The sequence below is a fragment of the Bradyrhizobium sp. WSM1743 genome (assembly GCF_000473065.1).
Classification (GTDB): Bacteria; Pseudomonadota; Alphaproteobacteria; order Rhizobiales; family Xanthobacteraceae; genus Bradyrhizobium.
This window is the reverse complement of sequence record NZ_AXAZ01000004.1, coordinates 170,149-192,409: the sequence shown is the minus strand read 5'-3', so window position 1 is coordinate 192,409 and position 22,261 is coordinate 170,149. Positions and strand designations below refer to the sequence as shown.

Annotated in this window: 20 protein-coding genes; 13 read left to right on the top strand and 7 right to left on the bottom strand. The window is 65.1% G+C overall.

Annotated features, from left to right (window positions below):
- Positions 1-129 precede the first annotated feature (129 nt).
- Complete coding sequence (locus YU9_RS0105890) at positions 130-1,305, top strand: glycosyltransferase family 4 protein (RefSeq protein WP_027571950.1); 1,176 nt, start codon at positions 130-132, stop codon at positions 1,303-1,305.
- Between the two features lie 29 nt (positions 1,306-1,334).
- Complete coding sequence (locus tag YU9_RS0105885; protein WP_027571949.1) at positions 1,335-2,870, top strand: hypothetical protein; 1,536 nt, start codon at positions 1,335-1,337, stop codon at positions 2,868-2,870.
- A 308-nt stretch (positions 2,871-3,178) separates the two neighbouring features.
- On the opposite strand, the gene YU9_RS0105880 is transcribed toward YU9_RS0105885, so the two are convergent.
- From YU9_RS0105880 to YU9_RS0105860, 5 genes are all read right to left on the bottom strand, one after another.
- The gene (locus YU9_RS0105880; protein WP_027571948.1) at positions 3,179-4,126 is read right to left on the bottom strand and encodes an ABC transporter substrate-binding protein; all 948 of its coding nucleotides are present in this window, start codon (positions 4,124-4,126) and stop codon (positions 3,179-3,181) included.
- A gap of 105 nt (positions 4,127-4,231) precedes the next feature.
- Positions 4,232-5,272, bottom strand: coding sequence for a ribose ABC transporter permease (locus tag YU9_RS0105875; protein ID WP_027571947.1), 1,041 nt, complete (start codon positions 5,270-5,272; stop codon positions 4,232-4,234).
- On the bottom strand, positions 5,265-6,788 hold the full coding sequence (locus YU9_RS0105870) for a sugar ABC transporter ATP-binding protein (protein WP_027571946.1): 1,524 nt from the start codon (positions 6,786-6,788) through the stop codon (positions 5,265-5,267). The genes YU9_RS0105875 and YU9_RS0105870 overlap by 8 nt, the downstream gene beginning before the upstream one ends.
- A gap of 140 nt (positions 6,789-6,928) precedes the next feature.
- Entirely contained in the window at positions 6,929-8,374 is a 1,446-nt protein-coding gene (gene xylB, locus YU9_RS0105865; RefSeq protein WP_027571945.1) for a xylulokinase, read from the bottom strand.
- 13 nt (positions 8,375-8,387) lie between these two features.
- Positions 8,388-9,311, bottom strand: coding sequence for a LysR family transcriptional regulator (locus YU9_RS0105860; RefSeq protein ID WP_027571944.1), 924 nt, complete (start codon positions 9,309-9,311; stop codon positions 8,388-8,390).
- A gap of 106 nt (positions 9,312-9,417) precedes the next feature.
- On the opposite strand from YU9_RS0105860, the gene YU9_RS0105855 reads away from it, so the two are divergent.
- The 11 genes from YU9_RS0105855 (at position 9,418) to YU9_RS0105805 (ending at position 20,277) form a co-directional block, all read left to right on the top strand.
- A complete protein-coding gene (locus tag YU9_RS0105855) occupies positions 9,418-9,741 on the top strand; it encodes a Dabb family protein (RefSeq protein WP_027571943.1) in 324 nt (107 codons plus the stop codon).
- Positions 9,738-10,817, top strand: coding sequence for a maleylacetate reductase (locus YU9_RS0105850; protein WP_027571942.1), 1,080 nt, complete (start codon positions 9,738-9,740; stop codon positions 10,815-10,817). The genes YU9_RS0105855 and YU9_RS0105850 overlap by 4 nt, the downstream gene beginning before the upstream one ends.
- 4 nt (positions 10,818-10,821) lie before the next feature.
- Positions 10,822-12,195, top strand: coding sequence for an amidohydrolase family protein (locus YU9_RS0105845; protein ID WP_027571941.1), 1,374 nt, complete (start codon positions 10,822-10,824; stop codon positions 12,193-12,195).
- A gap of 21 nt (positions 12,196-12,216) precedes the next feature.
- The gene (locus tag YU9_RS0105840) at positions 12,217-13,119 is read left to right on the top strand and encodes an NAD(P)-dependent oxidoreductase (protein WP_027571940.1); all 903 of its coding nucleotides are present in this window, start codon (positions 12,217-12,219) and stop codon (positions 13,117-13,119) included.
- Between the two features lie 14 nt (positions 13,120-13,133).
- On the top strand, positions 13,134-14,018 hold the full coding sequence (locus YU9_RS0105835; protein ID WP_027571939.1) for an intradiol ring-cleavage dioxygenase: 885 nt from the start codon (positions 13,134-13,136) through the stop codon (positions 14,016-14,018).
- A gap of 51 nt (positions 14,019-14,069) precedes the next feature.
- Positions 14,070-15,464, top strand: a complete 1,395-nt coding sequence (locus YU9_RS0105830; protein ID WP_027571938.1) for an FAD-linked oxidase C-terminal domain-containing protein — start codon at positions 14,070-14,072, stop codon at positions 15,462-15,464.
- Positions 15,461-16,984 carry a sugar ABC transporter ATP-binding protein gene (locus tag YU9_RS0105825; protein WP_027571937.1) on the top strand — a complete coding sequence of 508 codons (1,524 nt, stop codon included), beginning with the start codon at positions 15,461-15,463 and terminating at the stop codon, positions 16,982-16,984. Before YU9_RS0105830 ends, YU9_RS0105825 begins: the two co-directional genes overlap by 4 nt.
- Entirely contained in the window at positions 16,977-17,927 is a 951-nt protein-coding gene (locus YU9_RS0105820) for an ABC transporter permease (protein ID WP_027571936.1), read from the top strand. The genes YU9_RS0105825 and YU9_RS0105820 overlap by 8 nt, the downstream gene beginning before the upstream one ends.
- Complete coding sequence (locus YU9_RS0105815; protein ID WP_027571935.1) at positions 17,924-18,901, top strand: ABC transporter permease; 978 nt, start codon at positions 17,924-17,926, stop codon at positions 18,899-18,901. The genes YU9_RS0105820 and YU9_RS0105815 overlap by 4 nt, the downstream gene beginning before the upstream one ends.
- 42 nt (positions 18,902-18,943) lie before the next feature.
- Positions 18,944-19,918 carry a sugar ABC transporter substrate-binding protein gene (locus YU9_RS0105810; RefSeq protein WP_027571934.1) on the top strand — a complete coding sequence of 325 codons (975 nt, stop codon included), beginning with the start codon at positions 18,944-18,946 and terminating at the stop codon, positions 19,916-19,918.
- Between the two features lie 71 nt (positions 19,919-19,989).
- Complete coding sequence (locus tag YU9_RS0105805) at positions 19,990-20,277, top strand: YciI family protein (protein WP_027571933.1); 288 nt, start codon at positions 19,990-19,992, stop codon at positions 20,275-20,277.
- A gap of 4 nt (positions 20,278-20,281) precedes the next feature.
- Here the strand turns inward: YU9_RS0105805 and YU9_RS0105800 are convergent, their stop codons facing one another.
- Complete coding sequence (locus YU9_RS0105800; RefSeq protein WP_027571932.1) at positions 20,282-21,259, bottom strand: ABC transporter ATP-binding protein; 978 nt, start codon at positions 21,257-21,259, stop codon at positions 20,282-20,284.
- The gene (locus tag YU9_RS0105795; RefSeq protein ID WP_027571931.1) at positions 21,256-22,245 is read right to left on the bottom strand and encodes an ABC transporter ATP-binding protein; all 990 of its coding nucleotides are present in this window, start codon (positions 22,243-22,245) and stop codon (positions 21,256-21,258) included. The genes YU9_RS0105800 and YU9_RS0105795 overlap by 4 nt, the downstream gene beginning before the upstream one ends.
- Positions 22,246-22,261: the final 16 nt, after the last annotated feature.

Below are 22,261 nucleotides of genomic sequence, written 5' to 3'. Positions count from 1 at the left end.
CGCGAACGACGTCGTAGCTATAGCCTCGCATTAACTCCGTTTGTTGCTAGTCGGTGTCCACGCGATGCGCGCATGATAGGTACGGAGTTAAGAAGGTGAAGATTTCGTTTCTCTAGCGGGTCGGGATCCGTGCTCCACTATCAGCCGAACAAGGAATTGGGCGAGACGAGCGCGATGACACCCGCGCGGCCAGACAGCGGCGGGCCGAAGCTGCACGTGCTTCTGGCGCAAACCCAGGCCGAGAACGCCGGTGCGCAGGAGATCTCCCGGCTTCTCGGCGCCGGGCTGACCGCTCGTGGCTACCGGGTCACCAATCTATTCTTCTTCCGCAAATCGGACTCCTTCGATGAGCCGCCCGATACGCTCTACTGCGCGCCGAGCCGGCCGGGCAATCCGGTGGCGCTGCTGCGGATGCTGTGGACGCTCCGTCGCCATATCAGGACCACTAGGCCCGACGCCGTCCTGACGTTCCAGCATTTCGGCAATGTCATCGGCGGTGGTGTGACGCGCCTCGTCAGCCGTGCACCGGTTGTCGCAAATCAGGTTTCGTCCGCGCTGTCGATGAGCTGGCCGGTCCGCACCGCCGACATCGCCATGGGCAGCCTCGGCTTCTTTGACTGCATCACGCTCAATTCGCAGGACATGCAACGCGAATATTCGCGCTACCCCGCGGCCTACCGGTCGCGCATGGTGCATGTGCCGCACGGCTTCGACGACAAGGCCCTCACCCTGTCGAAGGAGGCTGCACGACATAAGTTCAATCTGCCGCCGGACTGCGTCCTACTGGGCTGCGCCGCAAGGCTGCATCCGCACAAGCGGCTCGACATGGCGGTACGTCTGCTGCCGGATCAACCGTCCTGGCACCTTGCGCTCGCCGGCCAGGGCGCCGACGAGGCGCGGCTGAGGCAGCTCGCGAACGACTTGAACGTCTCGGACCGGCTGCATTTGCTCGGGGAAATCGCCCCCAGCCGGATGGCGGACTTCCTGGCCTGTCTGGACGTGTTCGTATTCCCGACACAAGCCGAAACGTTCGGTCTGGCCGCGGTCGAGGCCGCAAACGCCGGTGTTCCTTCCGTCGTCACCGATCTTCCCGTCCTGCGCGAAGTCTTGTCGTACGAAGGAAGGCCGACTGCACTCTTCGTCGATGCCTCCGATCATGCAAAGCTCTCCGCAGCCGTCTCCCAGATGCTGACGGACAAACAGCTGAGTGACGAACTGCGACAAAATGCCAAGGGCCTGAGGTTGCGCTATTCGGTAGATGCCATGGTGGAGGAATACGTTCGAATTCTCGACCAGGTCGTTTGACCTGATACGTTGAAATAGATTGGCTCGACATGATCATCGAGTTTCGCTGTGAACGCGACTACGCGCGGCAGTGGATGGGCCACGAGACGCTGACGATCGACGGCCGGGACGTTCCGGTTCAAATCGTATGGGTGCCAACGGCGGAGCCGCGGCCCGCAGGTCTCGACACCCTGTTCGAGCTCGAACGCGTGGTGTTGCACCAGGGCAAGCATAGCGGCGCCAACAAGCTCAGGATCGTTCCGGAACGGACACAGGTCCGTACCGAGATGGCCGACGTGATCGTTGATTTTACCGGTGCCGCGCGGGATCCGAACTGCTCTGCCCGGCTGTATCTTCGGCCGCTGTTCAACGGACTGGCCGGCGAAAATGCCGTGCTCGCCGCCATTCTCGCCGGCGACCTGCCCGTGATCGAGATCGTCAACGAGATCGACGGTTCGGTCCTCGACCGCGGCCATCCATCCGGAGAAATTGCCGCAGGGCTCAGCGGCGCACTCGAAACGGTCATGGCGCGAACCCTGACCATGGTGGCGGCGATCCTGTCGGGAAGGCCGCGCATCGTGCCGCAGCTGCCACGTCCCGCTGGAAATGGCCTGCGCCGCGGACCCGTCGGCTATGTTGCGCGCGGCCTTGCCGTGTCGATCGCCAAGGAGATCTATCGCCTCTGCTGCTATGCCCCGCATTGGCATATCGGATGGCGCTTCAATGACGGCGCGGGCGTCTGGCAGACCGGAGATCTATCAGGTCCAAGCTGGAACGTTCTGGGAGATCCTGGAAACCACTTCTACGCCGATCCCTTTCCCGTCACATGGCAGGGACGGACATTCGTCTTCTTCGAGGATCTCGATCACCGCGTCGGAAAGGGCATCATTTCGGCGATCGAGTTCAATGACGCGGGGCCGGTCGGCGAGGTGATTCCGGTGCTGGAGGAGCCCTGGCACCTCTCCTATCCGTTTCTGATCGAGGACGATGGCGAGCTGTGGATGATCCCGGAGAGCTCGATCCGCGGGGACGTCGCCCTCTACAAATGCGTTCGGTTTCCAGACAAATGGGAGCGATACGCGACGCTCCTTTCCGGCCTCGAGCTGGCCGACGTCACGATCACGCGGCACAACGGCCTGCATTATCTGTTTGGCGCCTGGCGCGACGGAACGGGTGGCTATTCGGATTCGCTGGCGATCTATTACGCCGATCGCCTCGTGGGGCCCTGGCTGCCCCACGCCAGCAATCCGGTTTTGATCGACCGCGCAAGCACGCGGCCGGCGGGGAATTTCGTCACCCTCGACGACAAATTGTGGCGACCTGTCCAGGACTGTACCGATGGATACGGCGCAGCGCTCGCCCTGGCGGAAGTGGTCGAACTGTCGCCCACGACGTTCAAGCAGATCGTCCGCCACTCTCTGAAGCCCGGACCGGCATGGCCCGGCAGGAAGCTGCACACCTTGAACCGCTGCGGCCGGCTCGAGGTGATCGACGGATCGCGCGTCCAACCCAAGACCAGTGCCTTCGCGAGCAACATTCCATCGGCCATTCTGTCTCCGCGCAGCCGTCCATATACTGTCCGCTGAAGCTGCCGGCGCGCTCGTACGGCCGATCAGCGCACGTGCGTCGGCGGCGGGCGGCGTCGAGCAAAACGCCGCCCATCGTCTCGTGTTTCGCGCGTTCTAAAGCAAAATGGCTTTACGTTGAATCGATTGCTGCGGCTCGGTTACCTCTCCCCGGCGTGAAGCGCCGGGAGAGGGTTTTCTCCTCTTGGGGGGATTGTCCCATTGCGGAAGCACCCTCTCCCCAACCCTCTCCCGCAAGCGGGAGAGGGAGCGCACCTCCGTCGTTGCAGCGATCAAGCCTCATTCATCGCGTTTTAGCGGACCGCGTCCTATTGGGAGCGATCCGAGGTCCAGCCCTTGTACTCGGCGACGTTGTCCCTGGTCACGAGCTTGGACGGCAGCAGCTCGACGGTCGAAGCCGGCTTCTGGCCGTTGAGAATGCCGACACCGACCTGCACGGCCCGCCGCGCCATGAAGAACGGGTCCTGCGAAGCCGAGGCCTGGATCTGCGGCGCCTGCGGATCTTTCAGCGCGGCCTCGATATCGGGCGCGCCGTCGACGGCGGTGATGATCATGCCGCTGCGGTTCTGCTGGCGTGCCGCAAGGTCGGTGCCGATCGCCTGCGGATCGTTGATGGCGAAGATCGCGTCGATCTTGGGGAAGCGCGTCAGATAACCCTGCGCCACGGTGAGCCCGCCCTCGCGCGAGCCCTTGCCGTCCTGATCGCTGGACAGCACCTTGATGCCGGGATTTTTCGAGAAGACGTTCTTGCAGCCGACGACGCGGTCGATCACGGCGGAGACCTGCGGTCCGTTCTCGATGATGACTTCGCCTTTGCCGCCCAGTTTGTCGACAATGTACTGGCAGGAGATCTCGCCGGCCTGCACGTTGTTCGTGGTCACGGTGGCATCGGCGCCCTCGGCCGCGGTGTCGACCGCGACGACGACGATGCCGGCTCCTTGCGCCTTCTTGATCGCCGGCCCGATCGCCTTGGGATCGCCGGGGTTCAGCAGAATCAAGTCGACGCCGGCGGCAATGAAATTGTCGATCTGGGTGACCTGCTTGCCGAGGTCGTATTCGAAGCCGACCGTGGTGATCTTCACATTGGGATTGGACTTCTTCGCCTCGAACTCGGCGCCTTTCGAGAGCGCGACGAAGAACGGGTTGCCCATCGATCCCAGCGAGACGCCGATCGATTTGAGCTCCTTCGCCGAGGACGGCACGGTGCTAAGAACAAGCGCCGTTGCGGCGCCGGCGAGCATGATCGTCTTCAACATGGACTTCCTCCCTGGTCTGTCTTCGTCCCCGGCGCGGCAGACCAGTTGCCGCAACGGAATTCGCATCGAAGGCGCGCTAAGCCTGTTAGGTCCTGGCCGAGCCCCTCAAGTTCTGGCGGAGCCTTGCAGCCGGTAGCGATCGAGCGCCACGGCGCCGATGATCACCAGGCCTTTGATCACATATTGCCAGATGTCGGAAACACCGATCAGAATGAGGCCGTTCGAGAGCACGGCGATGATCAGCGCGCCGACCAACGTGCCCCAGATCGAGCCGATGCCGCCGACGAAGGAGGTGCCGCCTAGGATCACCGCGGTGATGGCGTCGAGCTCGTAGGACTGGCCGAGCTGCAGGCCATTGGCCGCATAGAGCCGCGCCGCCTGCATGGCGCCGCCGAGCCCGGCGAAAAGGCCGGAGACACCGTAGACAAAGATCAGCACGGCCCAGACCTTGATGCCGGCAAGCCGAGCCGCGCTTTCATTGCCGCCCACCGCATAGATGTGCACGCCGAGCACGGTCCGGCGCAGCACCAGCCATGAGACGAGGATGACGAGCAAAGCGATCACCGAGAGCCACGGGATCGACGCGACGCCGGGAACCAGCGTCAGCGAGCCGTTGCCGATAAAGGCGTAGGGAATGGATGGATTGAACACGGTGGTGTCGGCCCCGAGCAATCGCGCCAGGCCGCGCACCGCCGTGAGAGAGCCGAGCGTGACAATGAAGGGCGGCAGGCGGAGGAGCGCAATCAGCGCGCCGTTGACGACGCCGAAGCCAAGGCCAGTGAGCAGCGCGGCCGGCAGCCACAGCATCCCGAGCTCCGGTAGCTTGGAGAGCGTCAACCCGGCCATCGCGGACGCCGCCAGGATTGAGCCGACCGAGAGGTCGATGCCGCCGGTGAGGATGACGAAGGTCATGCCGGCGGCGAGCACGGTGTTCACCGCGGCCTGCTGCAGCACGATGCCGAGATTCTGTCCGGTGAAGAAGCGGCCCTCGGACAGCGCGTGGAAGCCGATGCAGAGAATCAGCAGCACCGGCAGCATGCCGAGTGCGCTGATCAGCACCCTCATCCGCTGGCGCCTTGTCTCTGCGGCAGCACCATTGGTCGTCGTTGGGGCGACCTGGGCCTTCGAGGCACCATTATCAGGCATCGAGATGCTCCATCCCCGTGGCAAGTGCCATGATATCCTCTTGGTTTAACGGCGCAGTCTCGGTTCGCCTGATCTCACCGGCGATGTGCCCGGACCGCATGACGATGACGCGGTCGCAGATGCCGATGATCTCGGGCAGATCGGACGAGATAACCAGGATCGCGGTGCCGGCCTTGGCCAGATTGTCGATGATCGAATAAATCTCCGACTTGGCGCCGACGTCGACGCCACGCGTCGGCTCGTCGAGGATCAGCACTTTTGGCGCAATGGCCAGAAGCCGCGACAGCAGTACCTTCTGCTGGTTGCCGCCGGAGAGGCCGCCGGCGGAAACGCCGACATTGGCGGCGCGGATGCTGAGGCCTGCGAAGGCCCGCTCAGCGCGCTCACGCGCCTTGTCGCGATCCAGAACCCAGCCGAGCTTCGCATCGTGCCCGAGCACGGCGAGATTGATGTTGTCCAAGCACGACATGTCGAGAAACAGCCCGAGCGCCTTCCGGTCTTCCGTCAGATAGGCGATGCCGGCCTCGAGCGCCTCGCCCGGCGTACGGATATCGACGGGGCGTCCCTCCAGCTCGAGCCGGCCAGATATCTTGGGCGCCGCGCCGATGATGAGATGCGCAAGCTCGGTGCGGCCGGCGCCGATCAGGCCGGCAAGCCCGACCACCTCACCCGCATGCACGGTGAGCGAGCAACCCTTGACGCGCTGGCCATCGGCCATGTCGATCGCCGCGAGCACGGGATGTCCTCGCCCCGCCTCCGGATCGTGATCCTTCTTGTAGAACGAGGAGACGTCGCGCCCGACCATCAGCCGGACGATGGTGTCGGCGCGGATCTCGGGCTTGTCCAGCGAGCCGACCAGCCGACCGTCGCGCAGCACCGTGACGCGGTCGCCAAGCGCGTAGACCTCGTCCATGCGATGCGAGATATAGATGATGGCAAGCCCCTCGGCACGAAGCTGGCGGATCAGCGCGAATAGCCGCTCGCTCTCGGCAGCCGACAACGAAGTGGTCGGCTCATCCATGATCAGAATCTTTGATCTGGCGTGCAGCGCACGCGCGATCTCGACCAGTTGCCGCTGGCCCATGGACAGATTCGCCACCAGTGTCGATGGCAGGAAGTCTGCGCCCAGTCTCGTCAAGATGGGGCCGACACCCTCGCGCATCGTCCCGCGCGCCAGCAAACCTGATCGCGATATTTCCCGGCCGAGATAAATATTCTCGGCCACAGTGAGATTGGGCGCGAGCGACAGCTCCTGATAGATGATGGAGATGCCCGCAGCGCGGCCGCCGAGCGGGCCTTCGATCCGCACCGCCTTGCCTTCGATGCGGATCTCGCCGCCGGGATCAGGCCTATAGGCGCCGGACAGGATCTTCATCAGCGTCGACTTGCCGGCGCCGTTCTCGCCCATCAGGGCATGAATTTCGCCGGCATAGACCGTGAGATCGACGGAACGCAGCGCCTTGATGCCAAAGAAGGATTTTGAGACCCCGCGCATCTCGAGGATCGGATCGTTCATCGTGCCTCCCGGCGCACAATGCGTTTCCTACCCGCGTCTCAAGCTTCTCGTCAGCGCGGTTTGGTCATTAAACAAAAGCGGGTGACGCAGGGCAATACCGAAGGCGAGTATACCGAAGTATGCAAACCAGATTGGGCCAGCTAGTGGCGCGGCCGATACAGTTCGCGCCATGCGGGAAGCCGCTCGGCATAAGCGTCCGTCAGCCCGGCGTCAGGTTCGAATGTCTCGATGCGCTGCGGACGTGTGCAAACGTCACCGATTGCCTCACCGGTGACAGCAAGCCGCCCCAATCTTGCCGCACCGAACGCCGCGCCGGTCTCACCGCCGGCAAAGCGATGGACCGGAACATTCAGCACGTTGGTCAGCACCGAGAGCCAGAACCGGGACCGCGAACCACCGCCAATGACATCGGCTTCCGCAATCGCAATGCCGGCATCGGCGAGCGCGTCGCGACAATCGGCGAGCGCGAAGGCAACGCCCTCGAGCACCGCCTGCACGATCGCCGCGCGATCGGTGCCGTGGCTCAGGCCATCGAGCATGCCGCGCACGGCGGGATCGTCGTGCGGGGTCCGTTCACCCGCGAGATAAGGCAGGAAGCTCACCGGCGACGGAGCCCGCGGGCGCGAGCCGAGCGGCGCGAGCAGCTCGGCTTCAGTGACGCCGAACAGGTGCGCGACCCAGGCGAGGCAGGAGGCGGCCGAGAGGATCGCGCCGGCCTGGATCCACATGCCGGGAATGGAGTGGCAGAACGTGTGCACAACGCGATCGGGATTCGCGGCGATCCTATCGGTCGGCGCCATGAGGGCGCCCGAGGTTCCCAGCGACACGAACGCGGCTCCCGGCCGGATCGCGCCGATGCCGACGGCGCCGGCCGGATTGTCGCCGGCACCGCCCGCGATCACCGGCTGCTTGGTCATGCCCCAGCGCTGCGCGAGCTCGCGGCGCAGTGTCGTTGCGGGCGCGCATCCCTCAACCAGGCGCGGCATGTGCTCGCGCGACAAGCCGGTCGCTGCCAGGGCTGCGTCCGACCAGTCCCGGCGCGCAGCGTCGAGCCACAGCGATCCCGATGCATCAGAGACATCCTCGACGGCCTCGCCTGATAGCATCAGGCGCAGATAGGCCTTTGGCAGCAGAACAAGCTTGGTCGCCGCAAAGATCTCAGGCTCGTGCGTGGCGATCCAGAGCAGCTTCGGCGCGGTGAAACCCGGCATCGCCTTGTTGCCCGTCGTCGCACGCAAGGCGGGCCAGCGTTGCTCCAGGACACGGCACTCAGCGGCCGAGCGGCCGTCGTTCCAGAGAATGCAAGGCCGCAGCGGCCTCGAGCTCGCGTCGAGCAGCGTGGCACCGTGCATCTGGCCGGACAGTCCAATGCCTTCGACCGCCGCCAGCGCGCGGGCATGTGACGCCTTCAGGGCATCCAGCGTCACAAAGGTCGCCTCGATCCATTGCGCGGGATCCTGCTCGTAATAGCCTGATTGCGGCGAGGCGGTCGCGAGCGCCCGGCTCTCGCTTGCAATCACGCGCTGCGCATCGTCGACGAGAACGGTCTTGACCGCCGAGGTGCCGAGATCGATGCCGAGATACATGAATGCTTCCCGCTCACTTCGCCGCGTCGATCCAGATCCCCGGCTCCGAATGCTCGCGGATGTAGCTGACCAGGAAGTCGGAGAACACCCTGATCTTGGCGGGCAGCCGGACGCGGTTTTGATAGGCGATATTCATGGTGAGCAGCGGCAGCTGCCAGTCCCTCAGCACGGGCACCAGCCGGCCGGCCGCGATATCGCCCTGCACGATATAGAGCGGCTGGATCAGGATGCCGAGCCCCGCGCGCGCTGCACCACAGATGATCTGGCCATCGTTGCTGTCGAGCGTCGGCGCGATCCGCACCGTCTGCGTCGTGCTGCCCTGGCTCAGCCGCAGCGAATAGGGATCGTTGGCGAGATTGTAGATCAGCATGTTGTGCCGGGCGAGATCGGCGGGATGCTCCGGCCGGCCGTGCTTCTCGAGGTAGGAGGGAGCGGCCGCGAGCACGCGATGCATCTGGCCGATGCGGCGGACGATGATGTTGGAATCCGGCTCATGCTCCCGCGTGCGGATCGCGACGTCGATGCCGGCTTCGATGAAGTCAGGGTAGCGGTTCGCGCTGATGATCTGCACGCTGAGATTGGGATAGAGCGCGCGGAAGGCAGGCAGCATCGGCGCGAGATAGATCATCGCGAAGGACAGCGAAGACGTGACGCGCAGCATGCCCTTCGGCGACAGCGCTCGGTCGGAAACGGCGTCCTCGGCTTCGGCGAGCTCGTTCAGCAGCGCACTGCAGCGCTGCAACAACTCCTGCCCTGCTTCGGTCAGCCATTGCCGGCGCGTGTTGCGTTCGATCAGCCGGACCGCAAGCCGCTCCTCCAGCGCGCTGAGATGACGGCTCGCGGCCGCGTTCGACATCCGCAGCATTTCGGCAGCCTTGGAAAGGCTGCCGAGCTCAGCGGTTTTGGAGAAGACCTCGAGTTGGAGCAGCCGGTCCATTTTTGCAGAATGAGGAAAAGAGACTTACAAATTTTGGCCTTTATTTCCGATTTCTGCAAGGCAAAATGCCGCCAACAAACACCGTCGCAGGCGAGGAAATCAGGAAATGTCGGGCCCGATCAGGCACATCGTGATGTGGCGGCTGCGCGGGGAGACGCCTGCGGAGCGCTCCGCCGCCCGGCTCAAGGTCAAGACCCTGTTCGAGGGCCTCAAAGGCCGGATCGAGGGCCTCACCCATATCGAAGTCGGCATGGACGTCAGCGCGGTCGACTACGCCTGCGACGTGGTCCTGTTCTCCGAATTCAAGGACCAAGCCGCCCTTACCGCCTATGCCAACCACCCCGAACACCTGCGGGTGCGCGAGGCCTTGGGCGACTTGCGGATCGGGCGCTTCCAGGTCGATTATCCCATCAAAGAGACCGGCGCATGATCGGTTCGTTCACCTTTGAAAACCTGCCCTGCCGCGTCGTGTTCGGCAGCGGCACGCTGGCCGCCGCCAAGGCCGAGCTCGAGCGGCTCGGCGGCACGCGCGCGCTGGTGCTGACGACGCAGCAGCAAGAGGCGCAAGGCAAGAGCTTGGGGATCGCGCTCGGCCCGCTCTATGCCGGCATCTTTCCAGGCGCCACCATGCACACGCCGGTCGAGGTCACGGAACGTGCGCTCGCTGTGATGAAGGCGTGCGGGGCGGACTGCGTCGTCTCGCTCGGCGGCGGCTCGACCACCGGCCTCGGCAAGGCGCTGGCCTTGCGCACCGGTGTCAACCAGCTCTGCATTCCCACCACCTATGCCGGCTCGGAGATGACGCCGATCGTCGGCCAGACCGAGAACGGGCTGAAGACCACGGTGCGCGATGCCGCCGTGCTGCCGGAGACCGTGATCTACGATGTGGATCTCACCTTGACGCTGCCGGCGAGCTTAGCCGCGACATCCGGCATCAATGCGATCGCGCATGCGGTCGAGGCGCTCTACGCGCGCGATGCCAATCCCGTGACGTCGCTGATGGCGGAAGAAGGCATCCGCGCGCTGTCGTGCGCCCTGCCCGCGATCGCCGCCAAGGCCGACGACCGCGAGGCCCGCACCGAAGCGCTCTATGGCGCCTGGCTGTGCGGTGTTTGTCTGGGCACCGTTGGCATGGCGCTGCATCACAAGCTCTGCCACACGCTCGGCGGCACCTTCGACCTGCCGCACGCCGAAACCCACACCATCGTGCTGCCGCATGCGCTGGCCTACAACGCACCGGCCGTGCCCGATGCAATGGTACGCATCTCGCGCGCGATCGGCGCGGCCGATGCATCGAAAGGGCTGTACGACCTTGCGAAGCGGCTGGGTGCAAAGCTCGCGCTGCGCGATGTCGGCATGCCCGAGAGCGGAATCGACAAGGCGGCCGATCTCGCGGTGACGAATGCCTACTGGAATCCGCGCCCGCTCGACCGTGGCGCCATTCGCGACCTGATCGCGCGCTCCTGGGCCGGCGAGCCGCCGAGCGCCACCAAAGCGGCGGCGTGAGGCGATGCGGCGCACGCTGATCAAATCGGCCACCGTCATCAGCATGGATGACGCGATCGGCGACCTCTCGAGCGGCGACGTGCTGGTCGAGGGCAGCCGCATCGCTGAGGTGCGTCCATCGATCGATCTTGGCAGCGGCGCCGCCGAGACCGAGATCGTCGACGGCAAGGGCCGCATCGTCATCCCGGGCCTGATCAACGCGCACATGCACACCTGGCAGACGGGCTTGCGCGGCTTTGCCGCGAACTGGACGCTGCTTGAATATTTCCGCCGCATGCATGCGGGCCTCGCGACCGTGTTCCGGCCCGAGGACATCCATATCGCGACTCTCGTCGGCGCGCTGAACCAGATCAATTGCGGCACCACGACGCTGGTCGACTGGTGCCACAACAATCCGACGCCCGATCATACCGACGCCGCCGTGCGCGGCCTGATCGAGAGCGGCATTCGCGCCGCCTTCTTCCACGGCTCGCCAAAATCCGAGCCGAAACTGGGCGAGCCTCATTTCTCGGAAGTGCCGCATCCGCGCCACGAGGTTGAACGCCTGCTGGCGGGCCCCCTCGCCGACCGCGACGGCCTCGTCACGTTGGGGCTGGCCATTCTCGGCCCACATTATTCGACGCTCGACGTCGCCATGCATGATTTTCACCTGGCACGGGAGCTCAACCTGATCGCATCGATGCATCAAGGCGGCGGTCCCGCCAAGACACCCGGCGGCTGGGAGAAGCTGATCGAGGCGGGCCTCGTCGGCGCCAGCGTCAATGTCGTTCACGGCAACGATCTGCCCGATGAGTTGCTGGACCGGATGATTGACCTCGGCGTGTCGTTCTCGGTGACGCCCGAGAACGAGATGATCCAGGGCCATGGCTTTCCGATCACCGGACGGCTGCTCGCGCGCGGCGTACGGCCGACCATCGGCATTGATCTGGAGTCCGTGCTGGCCGGCGATCTCCTCTCCGCCGCCCGCGTTGCGCTCTCGATGCAGCGGGCGCTCGACAATGCGGAGTCGCGCAAACTGAGCGGCACCATTCCGGCGACGACCACGATTCCGGTGCGCGAGACGCTGCGCTGGATCACGACGGAGGGCGCGCGCATGCTTGGCCGCGAGCACCAGATCGGTTCGCTGACGCCGGGTAAGCATGCCGACCTCGTGATCATCAACGCCTCCGATCTCAACCTTGTCCCGGTGCACGATCCCGTCGCGACCGTCGTGATGCAGACGAGCCTCGCCAACATCGAGGCGGTCATGATCGGCGGCGCCTGGAAGAAGCGGAACGGACGGCTGCTGGTCGAGGGGCTGGAGGCGAAGAAGGAGCTGCTGGCGCAATCCGGCCAGCGGCTGGTGCAGGACATCGAACGACAGGAACGCGCTGCCTAGCGGCGCCAATGGACAAGAACAATGACAGACGCTTCGAAGCATGTTGCTTTCATCGGGATCGGCAAGATGGGCCTGCCGATGTCAGTGCTGGTTGCCAAGGCGGGTTACGCCGTCACCGCGTTCGACCAGAGCGTGGCGCGACTCGATGAGGCTCGCGCGCAAGGCATCTCGATTGCCGCCTCGCCAGCCGAAGCCGTGAACGGCAAGGCAGCCCTCATCACCTCCCTGCCCGATGACGTAGCACTGCGCGGCACCCTGCTTGGCGCCTCCGGCCTGATCGTGGCGATGGCGCCCGGAGCCATCTTGATCGAGACCAGCACCGTGAGCGTCGAGGCGTCCACCGAAGTTGCGGCCGCAGCGCAGGCACGCGGCATTGCCTATCTTCGATCGCCGGTCTCCGGCAATGCCAGCATCGTGCACACGGGCGCGCTGACCTGCTTCGTGTCGGGGCCGAAGGACGCCTTCGAAAGCGCCAAGCCGCTGTTCGCGGCCTTCACCCGCGCCCAGACCTATCTCGGACCGGCCGAGGAAGCGCGCTACGCAAAGCTCTCGGTCAACCTGATGATCGCGGTGTCGGCGGCGATGATGGCGGAGAGCCTGGCGCTGGCGCGCAAGGGCGGCATCGCCTGGCAGGACATCCTGAAAGTGCTCGACGACAGCGCGGTCGCCTCGCCCATGGTGAAATACAAGACCGCGCCGCTGCGGACCCGCGACTTCGAGTCCACCTTCTCCTGCAAGCAGATGGCCAAGGATCTCGACCTCATCTTAGGTGCCGGCCACGCCGTCGGCGTGCCGCTTCAGCTCGCAGCCCAGGTGCGCGAGACCTATGGCTCGCTGGTCGCGCAAGGCGAAGGTGAGATCGACTTCATCGCGACCGTCAAGCATCTCGAACGGCTGTCCGGCCTCGGCGAGCCGAAGCTGTGATCAACGGAGCCCCTATGCGTAACTTCAACGAAAACACGATCACGGAAGCGGTGCTGGAGCGGATCGCGGGCGTGACCGACCCGCGCATCAAACAAATCAGCGAGGCGCTGGTGCGTCACCTTCACGCCTTCGTCCGCGAGGTGCGGCCGACTCAGAAGGAATGGGAGTACGGGATCGATTTCCTGACCCGCACCGGGCACATGTGCGACGACAAGCGCCAGGAGTTCATCCTGCTGTCGGACACGCTCGGCGTTTCCATGCTGGTCGACGCCATCAACCATCCGGTGCCCGAAGGCGCGACCGAGACCACGGTGCTCGGCCCCTTCTTCGTCCAGGCCGCGCCGGAGAAGGACAGCGGCGCGGATATCTCCGGCCCGATGGAAGGGGATCCGATGCTGGTCACCGGCTCGGTCTCGAGCGTGGACGGAAAGCCGCTGGCGGGGGCCATCGTCGACGTCTGGCACTCCGACGATGACGGCTATTACGACGTGCAGCAGCTCGACCAGATCGGCGATCTCGCGATGCGCGCGCGCTTCCACACTGACAGCAATGGCCGCTTCCATTTCTGGTCGATCAAGCCCGCGGCCTACCCTATTCCGCATGACGGCCCGGTGGGCGAGATGCTGGAGGTGCAAGGACGTCATCCCTGGCGACCGGCACATGTGCATTTCATGATCTCGGCGCCAGGTTTCGAACAGCTCGTGACGCACGTGTTCGTCGCCGGCGACAAATATCTCGACTCTGACGTGGTGTTCGGCGTCAAGGACAGCCTGATCCGCGAGTTCGTCCGTCAGCCGGCCGGCCGTGCGCCGGATGGTCGCATGGTGGAGCGCGATTATTTTCATCTCAGCTACGATTTCGGCTTGAAGCAGCTCGCGAGCAACGCGAGAGCCGCTTAAGCTGGACGACGGACCAACAAGAGTCCGATAGGGAGCAGACGGGAGCTGAGGATGGGACCGCGGGTCAGCACGAGCATATTGGCCGAGCGCCTTACCGGCATGATCGGCCCGCGCGCGAGCGTCGCGCGCGGCGTGCTCGATCAACACGGGCAGAGCGAGTCGCATTATCGCAACCTGCCGCCAGACATCGTCGTCTTTCCCGAGACGACGCAGGAGGTGGCCGAGATCGTCAAGCTCTGCGCTGGCGCAGGCATGCCGATCGTGCCGTTCGGCGCCGGCACCTCGCTCGAAGGCAATGCGGCTGCGGTCGCCGGCGGCGTCTGCTTCGACTTCGTGCGCATGAACAAGGTGCTTGCGGTGCACGACAGCGACATGGATGTGGTGGTGCAGCCCGGCATCACGCGCAAGCAGCTCAATGCCGAACTGCGCAACACCGGCCTGTTCTTCCCGATCGATCCCGGCGCCGACGCCTCGATCGGGGGCATGACGTCCACCCGTGCCTCCGGCACCATGGCGGTGCGCTACGGCACCATGAAGGACAATGTCATGGCGCTGGAGGTGGTGCTGGCCGACGGCCGCGTGATCCGCACCGCCCGGCGGGCGCGGAAATCGGCGGCCGGCTACGACGTGACACGCATGTTCGTCGGCGCGGAGGGGACGCTCGGCGTCATCACCGAGATCACGCTGAAGGTCCACCCCGTGCCGCAGGCCATTTCGGCCGCGGTCTGCAGCTTCGACACCCTGCACGACGCCGTCGACACTGCGATCTCTGTGATCCAGTCCGCAATCCCCGTCGCCCGCATCGAGCTGCTCGACGACGTCATGATGCGCGGCATCAACGCTTACGCAAAGCTCGGCTATCGCGAGGCCCCCACTCTGTTCTTCGAATTCCACGGCTCCGAAACCTCCGTCGCCGAACAGGCCGAGGCTGCGCAGGCGATCGCCGCCGACCATGGCGGTCACGGCTTTGCCTGGGCGAAGGCGCAGGAAGACCGCAGCCGGCTCTGGCACGCCCGCGACAACACGCTCTATGCCGGCCTCGGCCTGCGGCCGGGCGCACGCGCCGTGATCACCGATGTCTGCGTCCCGATCTCGCGGCTGGCGGAATGCCTGACCGAGACGCGGCGCGACGCTGACGAGCACGGCTTTACCGCGCCGATCGTCGGCCATGTCGGCGACGGCAATTTCCACATGCTGATCCTGATCGACCCGGCCAAGCCCGAGGAGGCCGAAGCCGCCAAGGCGCTGCAGGCCCGCATGGTCGCCCGCGCCATCGCCATGGACGGCACCTGCACTGGCGAGCACGGCATCGGGCTCGGCAAGATCGATTATCTCTCCGATGAGCTCGGCGAGGCCGTCGACGTGATGCGGCAGATCAAGACCGCGCTTGACCCGATCGGACTGATGAACCCTGGAAAGATCTTTGCGAGCGGAGCCAAGATATGAGCGACGCGCTTCCGATCGAGGTCACCTCGCCCACCCCGCTGCTGGAGCTGCGCGGCATCAGCAAGGAATTTCCAGGCGTCAAAGCGCTGGACGACGTGTCCTTCGCCGTCTACCCCGGCGAGGTCCACATGCTGCTGGGCGAGAACGGTGCCGGCAAGTCGAGCCTGATGAAGGTGCTGTGCGGCGCCTACCGCGCGGACGCCGGCGAGTTCTACCACAAGGGCGAGAAGGTCGCGATCTCCTCGACCGCGGATGCGCAGAAGCTCGGCATTGCCGTGATCTTCCAGGAATTCTCGCTGGTCCCCTATCTCGATATCGCCCAGAACATATTCCTGGGACGCGAGCCGAAGGGCCGCATCCCCGGCACCATCGACCGCCGCAAAATTCTGGCCGACGCCAAGCGCGTGCTCGACACCATCGGCTTCGACATCGATCCCTCCACCACCGTCGACAAGCTCGGTGTGGCACAGCAGCAAATGGTGGAGATCGCAAAGGCGATCAGCCAGAATGCCCGCATCCTCGTGATGGACGAGCCGACCGCGGCGCTGTCGGACCGCGAGACCGAGCTGCTGTTCGCGCTGATCGCGCGGCTGAAGGCCGATGGCGTTTCGATCGTCTACATCTCCCACCGCATGGCCGAGGTGTTTGCGCTCGGCGATCGCATCACTGTGCTGCGCGACGGCCGCCGCATCGACGGTGTCCGGCCTGCCGACGTCACGCCGGACCAGCTCGTCCGCATGATGGTCGGCCGCAACGTCGACATGACCTATCCGCGCAACTTTGCCGACAAGCCGGGCGAAGTGCTGCTCGAGGTCAAGGGCCTGAGCGCATCGACCGGCATCTCCGATATCAACATCGAGGTGCGCCGGGGTGAGATCGTCGGGCTCTGTGGCCTGGTCGGCTCTGGCCGGAGCGAGGTTGCGCGTGCCATCTTCGGCGCCGATCCCGTGACATCGGGCGAGATCATCTTCGACGGCAAGAGCATTTCCGGCGAGCCCGACCTTGCGGCCCGCCGCGGCATCGCGCTGATCCCTGAGAGCCGCAAGAGTGAAGGGCTCGCGCTGCTGCGTTCGGTGAGCGACAATCTGGTGGTGTCGGCGCTGCGGAAGCTGTTCCCGAGCGGCCTGTTCGACAAACGCAGTGCGCAGCGTACATCCGACGGACTGATCCGGCAGCTCCGCATCGCAACGCCAAGCGCACGCCAGACCGTCGGCCTGCTCTCGGGCGGCAACCAGCAGAAGGTCGTGATCGGCAAATGGCTGGCGGCCGGCTCAAAACTCTTCATCTTCGACGAGCCAACCCGAGGCATCGATATCGGCGCCAAGTCGGAGATCTTTGCGCTGATCGACCGCCTCGTCGCCGAAGGCGCGGCGGCCCTGATGATCTCGTCCGAGCAGGTCGAGATCTGCCATGTCTGCGATCGCGCCTATGTGATGTGCGAGGGGCGCATCGCCGGACATCTGACACGCAGCGAATTGACGGAGGAGAACATCGTGCGACTGGGGATGCATCATGCGTGAGGCCGCGGTCGTCTCGGAGCCCAATCCGCTGCAACGCATTCCCGGCGTTGCCATGGTGCTGGTGCTGCTGATCGCGCTGTTCAGCGCGATCGCACCCGGCTTCCTGTCGGTCGCCAATCTCTCCAACGTGCTGGTGCAGTCGACCATCCTGACCATGCTCGCGCTGCCGATGACCTTGATCATCATGACCGAGGGGCTGGACCTGTCGATGGGCGCGGTGCTGACGCTGACCTCGCTCTGCGTCGCCATCGTCTCGCTCGCCACGAAATCGATGTTGCTGGGCCTGGGGGCCGGCCTGCTGGTCGGCGCGGCCTTCGGCGTCGCCAATGGCTGGCTGGTCGCGATCCTGGGCATTCCGCCCTTCGTCGCGACCCTCGGCACGCTCGGCATGGCGCAGGGCCTGTCGCTGATCGTCAGCGACGGCCAGAGCGTGGTGGGCATTCCCCACAGCGTGCGCGACATCTATTCGGCGACGCTGCTCGGCATTCCCGTTCCGATCGTGATGGCGCTGGTCACCTACGCGGCCTTTCACGGCCTGCTCTATTACACCCGCTTCGGCACCTATATTTTTGCACTCGGCGGCAACCGCGAAGCCTTGCGCTATGCTGGCCTGTCGCCGAACCGGCTCTTGATCGCCGTCTACGCCATCGGCGGCGCCATGGCCGGCATCGCTGGCCTGTTGATGACCGCGCGGATGAATTCCGGGCACCCGACCGCTGGCCTTGGCCTCGAATTCGATGCCATCGCGGCTGTCGCAGTCGGCGGCACTTCGTTCGAGCGCGGCAATGGCTGGCTGCTCGGCACGCTGCTCGGGGTCCTCTCCGTCGGCGTGTTGCGCAACGGGCTGAACCTGATCTCGCTGCCGTCCTCGGTGCAGGTCGCAAGCGCCGGCGTGCTCGTCATCGTCGCCCTGTTCCTCGACGGCCTCAGGAGCCGCGCATGACCGACATCACCAAGGGCGCCATCGCGCCGCCCCGCTCCTTCCTCTCGCAGGACGCGGTCCAGCTGTTCTATCGCCTGCTCGCGGCGCTGCTGATCTGCGCGGTGCTCGCCGTGCTCAGCGATTCCTTCCTGAGCCTCGGCAACATCCTCAACGTGCTCCGGCAGGCGAGCCTGACCTTCTTCATCGCCTCCGGCCTCACGCTCGTGGTGCTGACCGCCGGCCTCGACCTCTCGGTCGGCGCCAATGTCGCGCTGTCCGCCTGCATCGCCGGCACCGTGATCCACAAGACCGGCTCGCCGGCGCTCGGCATCCTCACCGGGCTTGCCTGCGGCGGCATCGTTGGCCTGCTCAACGGCATCATGGTCACCGCGCTCCGCATCCCCTCCTTCATCGCCACCTACGGCATGCTGTGGGTGCTGAACGGCCTCACCTATTGGTACATGGCGGGTGAGACCCTGCACGGCTTTCCCGCCGGCTTCCGCCAGATCGGCAGCGGCTATTTGTTCGGCCTGCCCATCCCGGTCTATCTGCTGCTGGTGTTCCTCGGGATCGGGACGATGTTCGCGCAGCGGACGATCTGGGGTCAGGAGATCTACGCGATCGGTGCCAATCCGGTCGCAGCTCGGCTGTCAGGCATTCCCGTCGCGCGTCGACTGCTGCTGGTCTACGCGGTATCAGGCACCATGGCCGGGCTCGCCTCGATCATCTTCCTGTCGCGGCTCAATTCAGCCGAGGCCGATATCGGCGAGAGCCTGACCTTGCCGGCGATCGCGGCCGTGCTGATCGGCGGCACCTCGCTGTTCGGCGGCGTCGGCACCGTGTTCGGCACCTTCATCGGCGCGCTGATCCTGACCTTGGTGCTGAACGGCATGAACCTCTTGTCGGTCAGCGCCAATTGGCAGCCGCTCGTCACCGGCGTCATCGTCATTCTCGCGGTCTGGCTCGACATGAAGACCCGCCGCCGTGCGCAATGAGTTCCTAGAGTTCCAACAAGCAAAATGAGGGATGGAGGCAACATGAAACGTAAACTGGGCTATCTGGCGCTGCCGCTGCTGATCGCGGCCGCGTTCAGCACTGGAGCGCGTGCTGACGGCGAGACCATCGCTGTCTTCACCAAGAACCAGACCAACCCGTTCTTCCAGACGGTGCGGGTCGGCGCCGACAACATGGCGAAGACGCTGAACGCGAAGACGCTGCAATACATCCCGACCAAGCCCGACAGCATCCCCGAGCAGCTCAGCCAGATCGAGGACGTCGTGGTGAAGAAGCCGAGCGCGATCGTGTTCACGCCGGTCGACTACAAGGCGATGGTGCCGGGCGTCGAGAAGATCAACGAGGCCAAAATCCCCGTCGTCAACATCACCGACCGTTCTGCTGGCGGCAAGTTCCTGTCCTTCGTCGGCGCCGATGATTACAGCCTTGGCTTGGAGACGGCGCGTTTCCTGCTCAAGACGCTCGGCGGCAAGGGCAACATCGTCATCATCGAAGGCGTCAAGGGCTCGCTGACCAATGTCGACCGCGTCCGCGGCTTCAACGACGCGCTCAAGGAAAGCCCGGGTGCCAAGCTCCTGGCTTCGCAGCCCGGCAACTACCAGCGACTCCAGGCGCTCCAGGTGATGGAGAATCTGATGCAGTCGAATTCGCAGATCGACGGTGTGCTCGCCGCCAACGACGCCATGGCGGTCGGGGCAATCGAGGCGCTCGACGGCGCCAACCGGAAGGCGCAGGTGATCGGCATCAACGGCACCAAGGAGGCGATCGACGCGATCAAGTCCGGCAAGCTGCTGGCGAGTGGCGACTACAACGGATTCGCGCAAGGCTGCCTCGGCACCATGATGGCGATCCGCTCCTTGCGCAATCAGCCAGTCATCAACGAGATCGTGCTGAAGCCGACCGTCATCACCAAGGACAATTACGGGCCGTTCGACGTGCCGCTGGAGCAGCGGACCTGCCCGACCTTCGAGGAGGCCGGCAAGCTCGGCGCGAAATAAGCCGAGCACCACGAGTCCGGACGGCCGCTCCTGCGGCCGTCCCAAGAACTGAAGCAAGAAACGGAAACATCATGCTGTTTGCCATTCACGCCGTCGACCGCACCGGCGCGCTGCCGACCCGGCTTGCCAATTATGACGCCCACAAGGCTTTCCTGAGCGATACCTCGCGCTTCGGCGTCAAGATCGTCATGTCGGGACCGCTGGTCTCCGACGACGGCGAGACGATGATCGGCAGCCTGTTCCTGATCGAGGCACCGGGCCGCGCCGAGGTCGAAGCCTTCAACCGCGCCGATCCCTTTGCCGCGGCCGGCATCTGGGAAAAGGTCACGATCACGGGCTTCATGCGCCGGCAGGGTTGAGCTCCTACGGCGGCTCTTCGAGATGACAGGCTACCCACTGCTCGGCTCCCGTCGAGCGCAGCGCCGGCTCCTCGGTCCGGCAGCGGTCGAAGACGAACGGGCAGCGGGTGTGGAAGCGGCATCCCTTCGGCGGGTTGATCGGGCTCGGCACGTCACCCCTAAGAATGATGGGATTGCGCTGTGCTCCGGGCTCTGGCAGCGGCACAGCAGAGAGCAGCGCCTTGGTGTAGGGATGCCTTGGCGCGGCAAAGATCTCGCGGCGCGGTGCCACTTCCACGATCTTGCCGAGATACATCACTGCGACCCGATGCGTCATGTGCTCGACAATGGCGAGATCGTGGCTGATGAACAACAGCGCCAGGCCGAACTCGCGCTGGAGGTCCTGAAGCAGGTTGACGATCTGCGCCTTGACTGAGACGTCGAGCGCGGACACTGCCTCGTCGCAGACGATCAGTTCGGGCTCGGCCGCGAGCGCGCGCGCGATGCCGATGCGCTGACGCTGGCCGCCCGAGAATTCGTGCGGCCGACGGTTCAGCGCCTCGCGCGGCAGGCGCACGGTATCCATCAGCGCGGTGACGCGGACCTCGAGATCCTCGGCGGATTTGGCGAGGCCGAAATTGCGGATCGGCTCGGCGAGAATGTCGCGCACGCGCATGCGCGGATTGAGGCTCGAGAACGGATCCTGGAACACCACCTGCACGCGGCGGCGCATCTGCCGCATCGTGCTCGGATGTGCGTCGTCGATGCGCTGACCATCCAGGATGACCTGGCCCGAGGTGATCTCGAACAACCGCAAAATGGCGCGGCCGACCGTCGACTTGCCGCAACCGGACTCGCCGACCAGCGACAGCGTCTCGCCGCGCGCGATCTCGAAGGAGACGCCGTCCACCGCATAGACGAATTCGGACTTGCGGCCGAACAGGCCGGTCTTGACCGGAAAATGCTTCTTGAGGTCGTTGACCTGGAGCAGCGGAGGGCTCATGCCGCGACGGCTCCCTTGGCGGCGTAATGACAGGCGGCGACGTGGCGCGGGCCCTTCTCCTCGAGCCCCGGCGCATATTGGCGACAGAGATCGGTCGCAAGCGCACAGCGGCCGGCGAAGACGCAGCCGATAATGGGCTTGCGGAGGTCAGGCACCTGCCCGGGAATCTCGGCAAGCCGCGTCGCGGTCCCGGCGAGCGAGGACCCAAGCTTCGGCACCGCACCTAACAGGCCCTGCGTATAGGGATGGCGCGGCGAACGGAACAGCTCGGCCACCGGCGCCTCCTCGACCTTGCGGCCGGCATACATCACCATGACGCGTTCGGCGATTTCAGCGACGACGCCGAGATCGTGGGTGATCAGGATGATGGCGGCGCCGACCCGGCGCTTGAGGTCCAGCATCAGCTTCAGGATCTGCGCCTGGATCGTCACGTCAAGCGCGGTGGTCGGCTCGTCCGCAATGAGAAGCTTCGGATTGCACGCCAGCGCAACCGCGATCATCACGCGCTGGCGCATGCCGCCGGACAGCTGGTGCGGATATTCGCCGACGCGCCGCTTCGGTTCGGGAATACCGACCAGTGTCAGCATCTCGACCGCGTGCGCCTCCGCCGCCTGCTTGTCGAGGCCCTGATGGATCATCAAGGTCTCGCGGATCTGGCGGCCGACGGTGAGCACCGGGTTCAGGCTCGTCATCGGCTCCTGAAAGATCATCGAGATGTCGTTGCCGCGGATCGCGCGCATCTCGCGATCGGACAGCTTCAGGAGATCCCTGCCGGCAAAGCGGATGCTGCCTGCGATCCTACCGGGCGGCTCCGGGATCAGCCGCATCAGCGACATCGACGTCACCGACTTGCCGCAGCCGGATTCGCCGACGATGGCGAGCGTCTCGCCCTCGTTGACATGGAAGGATACCCCGTCGACCGCCCGGTTGATGCCGCCGGGGGTGCGGAAATGGGTCTGGAGGTTCTCGACTTCGAGCAGCGCCATCGTGGTCAGCCTCGAT

What these genes read in the sequence shown, in the direction of transcription:
- YU9_RS0105885 (WP_027571949.1), top strand. Translation starts at nt 1,335, where the DNA reads ATGATCATCGAGTTTCGCTGTGAACGCGACTACGCGCGGCAGTGGATG.
- YU9_RS0105880 (WP_027571948.1), bottom strand. Translation starts at nt 4,126, where the DNA reads ATGTTGAAGACGATCATGCTCGCCGGCGCCGCAACGGCGCTTGTTCTT.
- YU9_RS0105875 (WP_027571947.1), bottom strand. Translation starts at nt 5,272, where the DNA reads ATGCCTGATAATGGTGCCTCGAAGGCCCAGGTCGCCCCAACGACGACC.
- YU9_RS0105870 (WP_027571946.1), bottom strand. Translation starts at nt 6,788, where the DNA reads ATGAACGATCCGATCCTCGAGATGCGCGGGGTCTCAAAATCCTTCTTT.
- xylB (WP_027571945.1), bottom strand. Translation starts at nt 8,374, where the DNA reads ATGTATCTCGGCATCGATCTCGGCACCTCGGCGGTCAAGACCGTTCTC.
- YU9_RS0105860 (WP_027571944.1), bottom strand. Translation starts at nt 9,311, where the DNA reads ATGGACCGGCTGCTCCAACTCGAGGTCTTCTCCAAAACCGCTGAGCTC.
- YU9_RS0105855 (WP_027571943.1), top strand. Translation starts at nt 9,418, where the DNA reads ATGTCGGGCCCGATCAGGCACATCGTGATGTGGCGGCTGCGCGGGGAG.
- YU9_RS0105850 (WP_027571942.1), top strand. Translation starts at nt 9,738, where the DNA reads ATGATCGGTTCGTTCACCTTTGAAAACCTGCCCTGCCGCGTCGTGTTC.
- YU9_RS0105845 (WP_027571941.1), top strand. Translation starts at nt 10,822, where the DNA reads ATGCGGCGCACGCTGATCAAATCGGCCACCGTCATCAGCATGGATGAC.
- YU9_RS0105840 (WP_027571940.1), top strand. Translation starts at nt 12,217, where the DNA reads ATGACAGACGCTTCGAAGCATGTTGCTTTCATCGGGATCGGCAAGATG.
- YU9_RS0105835 (WP_027571939.1), top strand. Translation starts at nt 13,134, where the DNA reads ATGCGTAACTTCAACGAAAACACGATCACGGAAGCGGTGCTGGAGCGG.
- YU9_RS0105830 (WP_027571938.1), top strand. Translation starts at nt 14,070, where the DNA reads ATGGGACCGCGGGTCAGCACGAGCATATTGGCCGAGCGCCTTACCGGC.
- YU9_RS0105825 (WP_027571937.1), top strand. Translation starts at nt 15,461, where the DNA reads ATGAGCGACGCGCTTCCGATCGAGGTCACCTCGCCCACCCCGCTGCTG.
- YU9_RS0105820 (WP_027571936.1), top strand. Translation starts at nt 16,977, where the DNA reads ATGCGTGAGGCCGCGGTCGTCTCGGAGCCCAATCCGCTGCAACGCATT.
- YU9_RS0105815 (WP_027571935.1), top strand. Translation starts at nt 17,924, where the DNA reads ATGACCGACATCACCAAGGGCGCCATCGCGCCGCCCCGCTCCTTCCTC.
- YU9_RS0105810 (WP_027571934.1), top strand. Translation starts at nt 18,944, where the DNA reads ATGAAACGTAAACTGGGCTATCTGGCGCTGCCGCTGCTGATCGCGGCC.
- YU9_RS0105805 (WP_027571933.1), top strand. Translation starts at nt 19,990, where the DNA reads ATGCTGTTTGCCATTCACGCCGTCGACCGCACCGGCGCGCTGCCGACC.
- YU9_RS0105800 (WP_027571932.1), bottom strand. Translation starts at nt 21,259, where the DNA reads ATGAGCCCTCCGCTGCTCCAGGTCAACGACCTCAAGAAGCATTTTCCG.
- YU9_RS0105795 (WP_027571931.1), bottom strand. Translation starts at nt 22,245, where the DNA reads ATGGCGCTGCTCGAAGTCGAGAACCTCCAGACCCATTTCCGCACCCCC.